At 72.0% G+C, this 12,194-nt stretch carries 14 protein-coding genes; 2 read left to right on the top strand and 12 right to left on the bottom strand.

Annotation, left to right across the window (positions count from 1 at the left end; translation table 11 throughout):
* Position 1 precedes the first annotated feature (1 nt).
* Both V5P93_RS10170 and V5P93_RS10165 read right to left on the bottom strand, forming a co-directional pair.
* Positions 2-850: an SAM-dependent methyltransferase gene (locus V5P93_RS10170; RefSeq protein WP_219824193.1), complete on the bottom strand. Its 849-nt coding sequence runs from the start codon at positions 848-850 to the stop codon at positions 2-4.
* Positions 851-923: 73 nt separating this feature from the next.
* A complete protein-coding gene (locus V5P93_RS10165) occupies positions 924-2,120 on the bottom strand; it encodes a cytochrome P450 (RefSeq protein WP_104483180.1) in 1,197 nt (398 codons plus the stop codon).
* Between the two features lie 196 nt (positions 2,121-2,316).
* On the opposite strand from V5P93_RS10165, the gene V5P93_RS10160 reads away from it, so the two are divergent.
* On the top strand, positions 2,317-3,237 hold the full coding sequence (locus V5P93_RS10160; protein ID WP_104483181.1) for a MarR family transcriptional regulator: 921 nt from the start codon (positions 2,317-2,319) through the stop codon (positions 3,235-3,237).
* Here the strand turns inward: V5P93_RS10160 and V5P93_RS10155 are convergent.
* The 10 genes from V5P93_RS10155 to V5P93_RS10110 form a co-directional block, all read right to left on the bottom strand.
* Positions 3,189-3,689 (bottom strand): hypothetical protein, encoded by a 501-nt coding sequence (locus V5P93_RS10155; RefSeq protein ID WP_146108380.1) that lies wholly within the window; start codon positions 3,687-3,689, stop codon positions 3,189-3,191. The genes V5P93_RS10160 and V5P93_RS10155 overlap by 49 nt on opposite strands.
* A 6-nt stretch (positions 3,690-3,695) precedes the next feature.
* Positions 3,696-4,193: a hypothetical protein gene (locus V5P93_RS10150; RefSeq protein WP_146108381.1), complete on the bottom strand. Its 498-nt coding sequence runs from the start codon at positions 4,191-4,193 to the stop codon at positions 3,696-3,698.
* Positions 4,194-4,235: 42 nt separating this feature from the next.
* Positions 4,236-4,748 (bottom strand): hypothetical protein, encoded by a 513-nt coding sequence (locus V5P93_RS10145; protein WP_104483184.1) that lies wholly within the window; start codon positions 4,746-4,748, stop codon positions 4,236-4,238.
* 113 nt (positions 4,749-4,861) lie between these two features.
* Positions 4,862-5,080, bottom strand: a complete 219-nt coding sequence (locus tag V5P93_RS10140) for a phosphopantetheine-binding protein (protein WP_181043921.1) — start codon at positions 5,078-5,080, stop codon at positions 4,862-4,864.
* On the bottom strand, positions 5,077-5,724 hold the full coding sequence (locus V5P93_RS10135) for an isochorismatase family protein (RefSeq protein WP_181043922.1): 648 nt from the start codon (positions 5,722-5,724) through the stop codon (positions 5,077-5,079). Before V5P93_RS10135 ends, V5P93_RS10140 begins: the two co-directional genes overlap by 4 nt.
* A gap of 3 nt (positions 5,725-5,727) precedes the next feature.
* Entirely contained in the window at positions 5,728-7,344 is a 1,617-nt protein-coding gene (locus tag V5P93_RS10130) for a (2,3-dihydroxybenzoyl)adenylate synthase (RefSeq protein ID WP_104483185.1), read from the bottom strand.
* Positions 7,341-8,471 (bottom strand): isochorismate synthase, encoded by a 1,131-nt coding sequence (locus tag V5P93_RS10125; protein WP_104483186.1) that lies wholly within the window; start codon positions 8,469-8,471, stop codon positions 7,341-7,343. The genes V5P93_RS10130 and V5P93_RS10125 overlap by 4 nt, the downstream gene beginning before the upstream one ends.
* Before the next feature lie 57 nt (positions 8,472-8,528).
* Positions 8,529-9,305 (bottom strand): 2,3-dihydro-2,3-dihydroxybenzoate dehydrogenase, encoded by a 777-nt coding sequence (locus tag V5P93_RS10120; protein WP_104483187.1) that lies wholly within the window; start codon positions 9,303-9,305, stop codon positions 8,529-8,531.
* A gap of 159 nt (positions 9,306-9,464) precedes the next feature.
* Positions 9,465-10,280 (bottom strand): ABC transporter ATP-binding protein, encoded by an 816-nt coding sequence (locus V5P93_RS10115; protein WP_104483188.1) that lies wholly within the window; start codon positions 10,278-10,280, stop codon positions 9,465-9,467.
* Positions 10,277-11,083 (bottom strand): siderophore-interacting protein, encoded by an 807-nt coding sequence (locus V5P93_RS10110; RefSeq protein WP_104483189.1) that lies wholly within the window; start codon positions 11,081-11,083, stop codon positions 10,277-10,279. Before V5P93_RS10110 ends, V5P93_RS10115 begins: the two co-directional genes overlap by 4 nt.
* Positions 11,084-11,199: 116 nt before the next feature.
* Here V5P93_RS10110 and V5P93_RS10105 point away from each other — a divergent pair, with 116 nt between their 5' ends.
* Complete coding sequence (locus V5P93_RS10105; RefSeq protein WP_104483190.1) at positions 11,200-12,177, top strand: ABC transporter substrate-binding protein; 978 nt, start codon at positions 11,200-11,202, stop codon at positions 12,175-12,177.
* Positions 12,178-12,194: the final 17 nt, after the last annotated feature.

Below are 12,194 nucleotides of genomic sequence, written 5' to 3'. Positions count from 1 at the left end.
TTCAGCCGCGGCGGACGGCGTGGGTGAGCACCAGCAGTTCGCTGGGCCGCAGGGCGTCCGCGCGGTCCCACAGCCGGGCGGGCACGGCGTCGGCGAGGTGGAGGTGGCGGACCTCGGGGAAGCCGTGGGTCGCGGCCAGCGCGCCCGCTTCCTCCGGCGTCAGCGTCGTGCGCCAGGGTTCGCCGTTCTCCGCCGTGGCGGCGGCGACCGCGGTGGCGTAGGCGCGGCCCTCGTCGTCGCGGAGGTGGTCGGGCAGGACGTGGTCGAAGATCAGTTCGGTGCCGGGGGCGAGGCGGCCGAGGTCGGCGAGCGCGCGCTCGACCGCGTCGCGGGTGAGGTACATCGTGACGCCGAGCCAGCTCACGACCGCGGGCACACCGGGGTCGAAGCCCGCGTCGACGAGGCGGTCCAGCAGCGGGTCCGCCGCGAGGTCGACCGGCACGTACGTGGCGGCCCCACCGGGCACACCCGGGCGGGAGAGCTTCCACGCCTGGGTGGCCGGGTGGTCGACCTCGAACACGGCGGTCCCCTCGACGCCCCCGCGCAGGGCGAAGGTGTCGAGGCCCGCGCCGAGCACGACGTACTGGGCGGGTCGGGTCGCGGTGACGTGGTCCTCGGTGTAGCGGGCCCGCGCGAGCACTTGGACGCGGGCACCCGCGAGGACCGGGTGCGAGCCGTGCGCGCGGTGGTAGCCGATCAGCTCGTCGGCGCGGTCGCCGAGCAACCCGGCCGCCGCGGTGTCGCGGAAGATGACCGGTGGTTCGTCGACGACCAGGTGGGCCGCGCGCGCGGCGGCGGCGAACAAGGCGGAAGCGCTGGGTTGCTCTGATTCTTCAGGCGAGGAGTTCACCTGTGGAACATATCCCGCGTTCTCCTGATTATAGCACAAAAACAAAACTTCCGAAAGGGGCAGTGCATAACGATCAATCGCTCCAGGCGACCGGTAGCGCGCGCACGCCGCGCATGAGACCACCGGTCCGGTAGGGCACCTCGCGGTCGGCGACGGCGAGGCGCAGTGACGGGAACTCCTTGAACAGCGCGGGGAACGCGACCCGCAGCTCGACCCGGGCCAGCTGCTGACCGAGGCACTGGTGGATGCCGTGGCCGAAGGCCAGGTGCCCGCTGCCGCCGCGGCCGACGTCCAGGCTGTCGGCTTCGGTGAAGTGCGCGGAATCACGGTTCCCCGATTCCAGGGAAAGGGTGACGGAATCGCCCGCGCGAATCAGCTGACCGCCGAGTTCGACGTCGGTCAGCGCGGCGCGCACGGTCGTGGGGGCGATGGTCAGGTACCGCAGCAGCTCCTCCACGGCCCGGTCCGGGTCGTCGAGCAGGGCGGCGACCTGCCGGGGGTCGCGCAGCAGCGCGGCGGCGCCGAGGCCGAGCACGTTGGCGGTGGTGTCGATGCCCGCGCCGAGCAGCACGACCCCGATGTTGGTCAGCTCCTCGTCGGTCAGGTCGGACTCGGCCAGGCCGCTGAGCATGTCGTCGGTCGGGTTGGCGCGCTTCGCGGTGACCAGGACACCCAGGTACTCCTGGAGCGCGCGGAAGGCGTCGCCCCACGCCGCCATGTCCAACGACTCGCCGACTACGGTCGCGGCGTGCTGCTGGAAGTGCGCGCGCTCGTCATAGGGGACGCCGAGCAGCTCGCAGATCACCAGGGACGGGATGGGCAGGGCGAAGGCCTCGACCAGGTCGACGCCGGGACCGTGCGCGCGCATGGCGGCGAGCCGGTCGGCGGTTATCTCGGTTATTCGCTGGGTCAGCTGCCGCATCCGGCGGACGGTGAACTGGCCGACGAGGAGCTTGCGGTAGCGGGTGTGCTCGGGGGCGTCCATGTCGACGAACGCGCCGGGCGGGGCCGCGGGCGGGGTGCTGTCGGTGGGCACGCCCGGGAACGGGAAGTGCATCAGCTCGGTGCGGGAGCTGAACCGCGGGTCGGCCATGACGGCCCGGATCAGCTCGCGGTTGGTCACCAGCCAGCCGATGTGGCCGTCGTTGTAGGTCAGCCTGCTGAGCGGGTGCTCGGCGCGCAGCTCCGCCAGGCCCGCGGGCGGGTCGAACGGCCGCTCCGGTGACTGGCCGAAGGGCAGCGGGGCGGGCGCGGGCAACGAGGTGGTCATGTCCTCTCCCCCTGGATCGTTGACGTACTTCGAAAGCTACGTTGCGTTTCAGGATCTGTCAAGGCTGGAGCGGCGAGTTTTGGCTTATCAGAGCCGATTTGTGCCAATCATTGCAATGGTGTTGACGGTGAACGCAATCACCGTTGCGTTGTCGTGCCGGTGAACGCACACTGGTGCCCGCGAGAGTGGAGGACGGATGCCGGGTGGCAGGCTGACGGCGGCGGACCGGCGGGTGATCGCCGAGGGACTGGCCGCGGGGCTGGGGTACGCGGAGATCGCGCGCCGGTTGGACCGGCCGACGTCGACGGTGAGCCGGGAGGTCGCGCGCAACGGCGGCGGCGCCGACTACCGGGCGTCGGACGCGAGCGCGGCGGCGGGTGAGCGGGCCCGGCGGCGGCCACCGGGCACGGACCGGGTGGCGGTCTCGCCCACCGACCGGGGTTTCGCCGAGCGGTTGGCGGCACCGCTGGTGGAGATGGGCCTGCCCCGGATGGCCGCGCGGGTGCTGGTCGGCCTGGTGACCAGCACGGCGGGCGGGCTGACGGCGACGGAGTTGACGGCGCGGCTGGGCGTGAGCCCGGCGTCGGTGTCGAAGGCGGTGGCGTACCTGGAGCGGATCGGGCTGGTCACCCGGGAGCGCACCGCCCGGCGGGAGCGGTACCTGGTCGGCCCGGACATGTGGACCCGCACGTGGCTGGCCAGCGCCCGCTCCAACGCGGCCTGGGCCGACGCCGCGCACGAGGGCGCCCGGCTCTACGGCCCCGGCACCCCCGTCGGCGACCGGCTGGCCGAGATGGCGCACTTCCTGGAGCGGCTGAACAAGGACATGGACGGCGGCCCCGGCTCACCGACCGCCGACATGCTGACCGTCGTGGCGGCCGTGATGCACGCGGGCGGCCCGATCACCGCCGACGACCTGGCATCGGCACTGGGCTGGCCCCCGGACCGCGCGACCCTGGCCCTGGCCGACGCGTCGCGGTTCCCCATGTTCACCGATCCCGTTGCCCTGCACCGGGATCCATCGGGCCGGTACACCGCGGTGGCCCGGTCGGACCGGTTGACCGGGGCTCAGCTCTCCGCGTTGAAGGTGAGGGCCAACTCGTCCGCGCAGGCCTGACGGACCAGTGCCCGGAGTTCGGGCTTGGCAGGCCCCCAACCGCGGCTCCACGCGTCGTCACCGCCGAAGAGCCGCGCCATCGGGAGTTCCCGGACGAGGTCGTCCGCGTGCCAGTGGTCGCGGACGAGCCGGCTGACGTAGCGCAGCACCCACCCCTCATCCAGCTCCCCCGCCTGGTAGCGCTGCGCGACCCCGACGAAGACGACGTGCACCGACGCGACCACGCTGTCCGGAATGGACAGACCGCAGTCGGCCAGCGCGGCGGGGAGCAGGTCGTGGATCGCACCGGCCTCACCAACCCCCAACCCCGCCAGCTCCCGCAACGCCTGCCCGTCAAACCCCTCGACCAACCAGTGCGCGGCGGCACCGGGGATGACCTCGGGCGCCACGGCCCCCATTCCCACCCACCCCGCGACCTCGGTGGGCAGCGGGACGAACTCCCGTTCGCGCACGACCACTCACTCCCCCACACCGCGCGGATAGTCCAGCGCGAGTTCCTCGGCGCACGCCTCGCGCACCGCCGCGGCCAACTCGGCCTCGGTCGGTTCCCAGGCCTCGCCCCAATAGCCGTAGGTGTACTCGTCGAGTCGCGACATGGGCAGGCCGCGGAGTGGGTGGCCCGGATCCCCGCAGAAGTCGGTCACCGGGACGACCTGGCTCAGCACCGCGGCAACGCTGAACTCCCCCGCCTGGAAAGCCCGCGCGATGCGGACGAAGTCCAGGTGCGCGGCCTCGGTCACCGACTCCGGAATGGACACACCGCAGTCGGCCAGGGCAGCGGGGAGCACCTCGCGGATGTCGTGGAGGTCGCGGGTGCCCAACCCCGCCAAGGTCCGCAGCGCCTCGCCGTCGTAGCCGTCGACGAGCCAGTGCGCGGCCGTCATCGGCAAGGTCTCGGTGCTCAGCAGCTCAAGCCGAACCCACGCGGCGACCTCTTGCGGACTCGGCACTCCCATACCGGCGATGATGCCCCAGCCCGCACGGCCGGGACACTCGAATTACCGCCTCCCCCAGCGGCGGCGGAACGCGGCGAACCACCCTGGCGCGCCACGGGCGGGCGCGGGCTCGTCCACGTCGACCGATTCCTCGGTATCGACCGGCCCCTCGGCGTCGACCGGCTCCCAGGTGTAGGCGAGTTCCTCCGCGCACGCCGTCCGCACCAGGTCGGCCTTGTACTCCTCGGTCGGTTCCCACACCGCGTGCCAGAGCAGGCTGTCGTGGTGGATGGCGGTCATGAGCAGGTCCCCGCCCTCGTAGGTGGCCCAGTTGGCTTCACGGACCCCGCCCACCACCTCGGCCACCGTCAGCTCCCCGCGCTGGAACGCGATCGCGATCCGCAGGTACTCCACGTGCAGCGCCTCGTCGTCGGAGTCCGGAACGGACACTCCGCACTCGGCGAGCGCGTCGGTGAGCACCTCGCCGATCTCGTAGAAGTCGTGCGCGCCGAGCCCGGCCAGTGCGCGCAGGGCTTCCCCGTCGTGGCCGTCGACCAGCCAGTGGGCAGCCGCCATCGGAATCGACTCAGACCGGATCATGCGGAGCCGGAGCCACGCAGCGACCTGGAGCGGGGTAGGCACGGACATACCGGGATATGGTGCTCGACCCGTCCACTCACGACAAGCGGTTACCGCTGGAGGAGGGTGGTCCAGGCGGTGACGGTGGGGGTTTCGGCCAGGTCGGCGAAGGCGAGTTCGGTGCCGTGGTCGCGCCAGGTCTCGATCAGGGTCATGACGCGGATCGAGTCGAGGCCGTGGTCGAGGAGGTTGTCGTCGTCGGCGATCTCGCTCGCCGGGATCTCCAGCAGCTCCGCGATCTGGGCGCGGACCTGGTCCGTTGTGGTCACTTGCGGCCTCCGGTGAGCTGTTCGATCAAGCGGGTCGTGGTGACGGTGGTGCCGCACCGGGTGGCGGCGTAGCGCAGGGCCATGGCGTGGTCCTCGGCGGAGAAGTCGGCGACCGCGTCGGCGACCAGGAACGCCTGCACGTCCCGCATGAACGCGTCCGCGGTGGTCATCAGGCAGCCGATGTGGGCGTAGATGCCGGTGACGATCAGCTGGTCGCGTCGGTGTTCCGCCATCACGTCCGCCAGTTCCGTGCGGTGGAAGGCGTTGTAGCGCCACTTCGTCATCAGGATGTCGCTGCCGCCCGGGGCCAGGCCCGCGACGATCTCGGCGTCCGCCGGGTCCTGGCCGATGCCGTTGCCCCACATGTCCAGTTGCAGCCCGCGCTCGTCCGGTCGCTGCCCGCCGGGCTGCGCGGAGAACACCACCGGCACCCCCAGCATCCGGCACACCTCGCGCAGGGCGGCGATGTTGAGCACCAGGTCCACGACCGGGGACGCCGTGGTGTCGAAGGCGCGGAGGAAGTGGTTCTGCATGTCGTGCACCAGCAGCACCGCGCGGTCGGGGTCGGGCACCCACTCGACCCGGTTCTTCGGCAGCTCGGATTCCGCGGGCATCGGGTACGGCGCGATCGTCGGCAGCCCCATGGCTCAGCCTTTCCGCTCAGCTGCTAAGCGCGCGGTGAAGGCCGCGCGCAGGTCCCGGCGGCTGGTTTTGCCGACGCCGGTGTGGGGGAACTCGGGCACGAACTCCACCCGGTCGGGGATCTTGTACGCGGCCAGGCCGCGCCCGCGCAGGAAAGCGCGCAGCTGCGGGCCGGTCGGGGGTTGGTCGCCGACCGTCACGACGAAGGCGCACGTCCGCTCCCCCAGGAACGCGTCCGGCACGGCGACCACGGCCGCGTCGTGCACGCCCGGGTGCGCGAGGAGGTGGTTCTCCACCTCCTCGGCGGCCACCTTCTCCCCGCCCCGGTTGATCTGGTCCTTCGCGCGCCCCTCGACCACGACGTGCCCGGACGGCAGCAGCCGCACGAGGTCACCGGTGCGGTAGAAGCCATCGGGGGTGAACGCCTGCGCGTTGTGCTCCTCCGCGCGGTAGTACCCGCGGATCGTGTACGGTCCGCGCGTCAGCAGGTGCCCGATCTCGCCCTCGGGCACGGGGTTGTCGTCGGCGTCGACCACGAGCAGTTCGTCGTCCGGGGAGATCGGCCGCCCCTGGGAGATCGCGACCGTGTCCTCGTCGTCGTCGAACCGGGTGTAGTTGACCAGTCCCTCGGCCATCCCGAACACCTGCTGCAACCCGCAGCCCAACTCGGGCCGCACCCGCCGAGCCGACTCCTCGGCGAACTTCGCGCCGCCGACCTGGAGCAACCGCAGGCTCGACAGGTCCTCCGACCGCTTGGGCGCGGAATCCAGCCACACCAACGCGATCGGCGGCACGACGCCGGTGATCGTCACGCCCTCCCGCTCGATCAGCGGGAACACCACATCCGGGCTGGGCGCGGGCGCGAGCACGATCCGGGCCCCGGCGTGGAAGGCGCCCAGGATGCCCGCCGAGCTCATCGGGAAGTTGTGCGCGACGGGCAGCGCCACCAGGTAGACCGAGTCCGGGCCGAGGCCGCAGATGTCCGCGCTCTCCCGGACGCTGTAGAGGTAGTCGTCGTGCGTCCGGGGGATCAGCTTCGGCACACCCGTGCTGCCGCCGGACAACTGCAAGAACGCCAACCCACCCGGGTCGACCTCGGGGAACTCGCCTGGAGGTGCGGCGGGTACGTCCTCCAGCGAGGTGTGCGCGCCGGGGTCGCCCAGCACGAACACTTCCCGCACAGTCGGTGCCGCGGCACGGACCTCGTCGGCGAGCACGCGGTAGTCGAACCCGGCCGCCTTGTCCGCGATGACGTACGCGACGGCCGCAGAGTGCCGGCAGAAGTAGGAAACCTCGGCGAACCGGTGCGGCGGCAACGCGAACACCGGTACCGCACCCGCGCGGAACAGTCCGAACACGACGGACACGAACTCCGCCACATTCGGCAGCTGCACGACGACCCGTTCCCCTGGCGCGATGCCGCGATCGCGAAACCCTTGTGCCATGAGGGAAGCGCGCTCGTCCAACTCCCGGTACGTCCACCGGTGCCGGTCATCCACCACCGCGACGGAGTCCGCGTACCGGGCCGCGCGGTCGGCCAGGAACGAGCCGAAGGTCTCGCCGGTCCAGTACCCGAGTTCCCGGTAGCGGCGGGCGAACTCCTCGGGGAACGGCACGCTCACGCCGACTCCTCCACGCCCAGCGCGTCGAGGAAGGTGCGCAGCTTGGCGCCGGTCTCGGCCAGTTCCTCGTCCGGGTCGGAGCCGGGGACCAGGCCCGCGCCCGCGAACAGCCGCAGCGTGGCGCCGCGGGCCTCGCCGCAGCGCAGGGCGATGATCCACTCGCCGTCGCCGGTCGCGTCGGACCAGCCGACCACACCGGTGTAGAAGCCGCGGTCGAAGGGCTCCAGCGCGCCGATGACCCGCCGCGCGTCCGCCGTCGGCGTGCCGCACACGGCCGGGGTCGGGTGCAGCGCGGCGGCCAGGTCAAGCGCGGACGTGTCCGGGTCGGCCAACACGCCGGAAACCCGGGTCGACAGGTGCCACATCGTGCGCGTGGGCAGCAGTTCCGGCTCGTCGGGCACGGTCAGCTCGCGGCAGAACGGGGCCAGCGCGTCGGCGACGGCGGCCACCACGACCCGGTGCTCGCGCCGGTCCTTGGCAGAGCCCAGCAGCGCCGTGGCGTTGCGGCCGTCGTGCACGGGGTCGTCGGAGCGCGGCCGCGAACCGGCCAGCGGGTTGGACAGCACGAGCCGACCGGAGCGGCGGACCAGCAGTTCGGGGCTGGTGCCCAGGAGCGTGCGGTCGCCGAGGTCGACGGCGAAGGTGTGCCCGCGCGGGTCGCGCGCGGCCAGCGCGCGGACCAGGTCGCGGACCGCGATCGGCTCGGCGGCCACCAGGTCGAGCCTGCGGGCGAGCACGACCTTGCGCAGGTCCCCGGAATCGAACAGCTCCAACGCCCGCCGCACGCCGGCGCGGTAGGCCTCGGCGTCGGTGTGCTGGGCCAGCCAGCGCGCCGCCACGGCCGGGCGCGGGCGCGGCACGGCCGGTAGCGGCCCGCCGCGGCGCACGGTCTCGGGCACCACGAGCCTGCTCGGCGCGGCCGGGTCGAACGGCACGGCGCCGACGACGATCTCGGCCTCGCTGTCGCACAGCGCCGCGGGCACCTCGGCGGGCGAGGTGAGCACGGCGCGCTCCCCCTCGGCGAGCAGCACCCCGGCCGGTGAGGTGAACAGGAACGCGCCCTCGCGGTAGTCGGCGGGCAGGTCGGCCGACGGGGCCTCGGCGGGGAGTGCTCCCAGGACAGGCACAGGCTGCTCCGTTCGTTCCGGGTCTCGGGGCGGGATTCGGGCGGCGATCGGCGGCGGTCAGCCGACCAGGGTGGCGCCGCCGTCGACGTACAGGTTCTGCATGGTGATGTGCCGCGCCTGGTCGGAGGCGAGGAACAGCACCGCGTCGGCGATGTCGGCGGCGTCGGCGACGCGGCCGAGCGGGATGCCCACCCGGTAGCTCTCCGGGGAGCCCTCGATGACCCGGCGCGCGCCCTCGCCGGTCCACAGCGCGCGCTGCATGGCGGTGTCGGTGGAGCCCGGGGAGACGACGTTGCAGCGGATGCCGTGCTCGGCCAGTTCCAGGCCGAGGCAGCGGGTGAACATGGTGGCGGCGGCCTTGGAGGCGGCGTAGGCGGCCATCTCCACGCGCGGCACGCCGACCGCGTTGGAGCCCACGGTGACGATCACGCCCGCGGCCCGGGGGACCATGCGGCGGGCCACGGCACGGGAGGTGAAGAAGACACCGTCGGAGTTGACGGCGAAGGTGGACAACCAGTCCTCGTTGGTGGACTTCACGACCGCACCCGGGCGCAGGACGCCCGCGACGTTGACCAGGACGTCGATCGGTCCCAGTTCGTCCTCGACCCGTTCGACGACCTGGTCGACGGCGGCGGAGTAGGAGACGTCGGCCGGGAAGGCGCTGACCTGCCTGCGCTGGGCCCGGTGCTCGGCGGCCACGGCCTCGACCCGGACCTGGTCGAGGTCGACGGCGGCGACCGCGGCGCCCTCCCCCGCGAGCGCGGCGACCACGGCGGCGCCGATGCCCTGCCCCGCCCCGGTCACCAGGGCGACCCTGCCGGCAAACCTGGCCATCCGGATGCTCCCCGACGGCTGACTCCCACGCGCGGTGGTACGCGGACGAAACCCCGTGCCGCTCTTGCGAGCGTCATTTAGGTTAGCCTAACTTACCTTTTTCGGGCGCGGGTGTGTCATTCGTCCCCTTCCCATTCCGCCCGTGATCGGTTAAGCGTCCTAGGTGGACACCGGCTGATCGGCGCGGTTGACGACCCGGGCGAGCGGGACCACCATGGGCGTCCCGGTTTCCGGGTCCGGCACGATCCGGCAGCGCAGGCCGAACACGTCCTCGACCAGCTCGGCGGTGACGATGTCCCCCGGGTGGCCCTGCGCGGCGATCACGCCACCCGGCCGCAGCGCGATCATGTGCGTGGCGTAGCGGCAGGCCTGGTTGAGGTCGTGCAACACCGCCACGAGGGTGTACCCGTCGCGCTCGTGCAGCTCCGCGCACAGGTCCAGCACCTCGACCTGGTGGGCGATGTCGAGGAACGTCGTCGGCTCGTCGAGCAGCAGCAGCTCGGTGCGCTGGGCCAGCACCATGGCCAGCCACACCCGCTGCCGCTGGCCGCCGGAGAGCTCGTCGACCAGCCTGCCCGCCAGGTCCGCGACCCCGGTGCGGCCCATGACCTCGGTGACCACGGCCTCGTCGTCGGCCGACCACTGGCGCAGCAGGCCCTGGTGCGGGTACCGGCCGCGGGCGACGAGGTCGCCGACGGTGATCCCGCTGGGCGCGATGGAGGTCTGCGGCAGCAGCCCGAGCCTGCGCGCGACCTCCTTGGAGCGGTAGGAGGCGATGACCCCGCCGTCGAGGTAGACGGCGCCCTTGGTCGGGCGCAGCACCCGGGCGAACGCCTTGAGCAGCGTGGACTTCCCGCACGCGTTGGGGCCGACGATCACGGTGAACGAGCCGTCCGGGACGGCCACACCGAGGTCTTCGGCGACGACGCGGTTGTCGTAGGCGAGGGTCAGGTCCTCGGCGCGCAGGCGGCTCACAGGCCGACCTCCGCGTAGATCTCGTCCACGGCGTCGAAGTACAGCTCGTCGTCCGGTAGCGAGTCGGCGGCCTCGATCTTGGGGTCGATGAGCGCGGCGACCTCGCGGTAGCGCTTCTCCCAGCGCTCCGCGTCGAGGCGCCAGTAGCCGATGGTGTCGTAGCGGTCGGCGGTGTGGCCGAGGGTGAAGCGGAAGTGGCGGCGGATGTCGCGGGTGGCCGAGGCCTCGCCCGCGACCCAGGTGTAGCCGGGCCCTTCCGGGAGGGTGCGGTCGACGACCAAGCGGCGCAACGCGTCACCTGCCTCACGCGCGTCCGCGTACACCCATTCGTAGGTCACGTCACCCTGGGTGGCGAGTTGTTCCTGACGCTCATCGGGATTGTCCACAACGCACACCACGTGCGCCCGCGCGCCCGCCGGGAGTTCCTCGACGATCCGGCCGATCGCGGGCAGCGCGGTCGCGTCGCCCGCGAGCAGTCGCCAGGGGACGTCCGGCGCGGCGATGTACTTGCCCGCCGGGGAACCGCTGATGGTGATCTCGTCGCCGGGGCGCGCGGCTCGCGCCCACGGCGCGGCCACGCCGCCTTCGTGCAGGACGAAGTCGATATCGATCTCCGCGCGCACCGGGTCGCGGCGGCGGATCGTGTAGTTTCGGGTCACGTCCGGACCGAACACCACCCGGCAGGACTCATCGGGCAGACCGCTGCCGGAGTAGTCGCGCAGCGCTTCGCCGCCCAGGGTCACCCGCAGCATGAGCGGGGTGACCGCGGCGGTGCGCAGGACTGTCGCGCGGTATGCGGTCATGGTTGCCGTGCCTCTCTTGTGATGGCAGACGCGTTGTCAAAATAGGATAGCCTCACCTAACCTTCGCGTCATGTTCGCCCGACTGGGCGAAGCAAGAATTCACTTGGAGTAGCCACATGAGAGCGACAGCCCACCCGGTCGGCAGGCTCGCCGCGCTCGCCACGGCGGCGGTGCTCGCCTTCGGCGCCGCCGCGTGCGGGTCGTCCGGCGACGCCGCGTCGACCCCCGGCGGCCAGTCCGGCGCGCCCGCGGCGGCGCCCGCCAAGCGGACGGTGCAGACGCCGAAGGGGCCGGTCGAGGTCCCCGGTGAGCCCAAGAAGATCGTCGCGATCGACTTCCAGATCCCGTACATCCTGCTCGACCTCAAGGCGAACCTCGCGGGCGCGATCGACCTGACCGCGGCCAAGGACGGCGAGCCGTTCAAGCAGCTGACGATCATCGGCAACGACGCCGGTGAGGTCAACTACGACAAGATCGCCGAACTGGACCCGGACCTGATCCTGGCCGGGGACTACCAGGAGGCGGAGTACGCCAAGCTCAAGGACCGGTACCCGACCGTGCTGATCCCGGCCGTCGGCGACCAGCCGGGCTGGAAGCCGCAGGTCAAGGCCGTGGCCGAGGCGATCGGCAAGGCCGACCAGGTCGCCGAGCTGGAGCAGAAGTACCAGGCGCGGGTGACCGAGCTCAAGGACAAGCACAAGGACAAGATCGCCGGCAAGAAGTGGGCCACGCTGGGCACCTACGACGGCTCCGGCTGGTACCTCTACGACAAGGTCGGCGGCCCGTCCACCGCCCTGGCCGACCTGGGCATCACCTTCGACGAGGCCACCACGAAGGTCGCCGACGGCAACGTGGCGCAGTTCTCGATCGAGCAGCTCAACCAGCTCAACGGCGCCGACGTGCTGCTCTTCGACGACCTCGGCCCGCCGGTCACCGCCCCGGGCGCGGGCGACAAGCTCAAGCAGAACCCGCTCTACACCTCGCTCAACGCCGTCAAGGCGGGCAAGGTCTACGACGGCGAGTACAACATCATCGACTACGGCGACGCCACGCGCGTGCTGGACAAGCTGGACGAGGTCCTCGGCAAGATCTGACCTCCCGCGCTCGCGGT

The organism is Actinokineospora auranticolor, assembly GCF_041897805.1.
GTDB classification, from domain to species: Bacteria; Actinomycetota; Actinomycetes; order Mycobacteriales; family Pseudonocardiaceae; genus Actinokineospora; species Actinokineospora auranticolor.
The sequence above is the reverse complement of the archived record's forward strand: the minus strand, read 5'-3'. Positions and strand labels throughout refer to the sequence as shown.

What these genes read in the sequence shown, in the direction of transcription:
- V5P93_RS10165 (WP_104483180.1), bottom strand. Translation starts at nt 2,120, where the DNA reads ATGACCACCTCGTTGCCCGCGCCCGCCCCGCTGCCCTTCGGCCAGTCA.
- V5P93_RS10160 (WP_104483181.1), top strand. Translation starts at nt 2,317, where the DNA reads ATGCCGGGTGGCAGGCTGACGGCGGCGGACCGGCGGGTGATCGCCGAG.
- V5P93_RS10150 (WP_146108381.1), bottom strand. Translation starts at nt 4,193, where the DNA reads ATGGGAGTGCCGAGTCCGCAAGAGGTCGCCGCGTGGGTTCGGCTTGAG.
- V5P93_RS10145 (WP_104483184.1), bottom strand. Translation starts at nt 4,748, where the DNA reads ATGGCGGCTGCCCACTGGCTGGTCGACGGCCACGACGGGGAAGCCCTG.
- V5P93_RS10135 (WP_181043922.1), bottom strand. Translation starts at nt 5,724, where the DNA reads ATGGGGCTGCCGACGATCGCGCCGTACCCGATGCCCGCGGAATCCGAG.
- V5P93_RS10120 (WP_104483187.1), bottom strand. Translation starts at nt 9,305, where the DNA reads ATGGCCAGGTTTGCCGGCAGGGTCGCCCTGGTGACCGGGGCGGGGCAG.
- V5P93_RS10110 (WP_104483189.1), bottom strand. Translation starts at nt 11,083, where the DNA reads ATGACCGCATACCGCGCGACAGTCCTGCGCACCGCCGCGGTCACCCCG.
- V5P93_RS10105 (WP_104483190.1), top strand. Translation starts at nt 11,200, where the DNA reads ATGAGAGCGACAGCCCACCCGGTCGGCAGGCTCGCCGCGCTCGCCACG.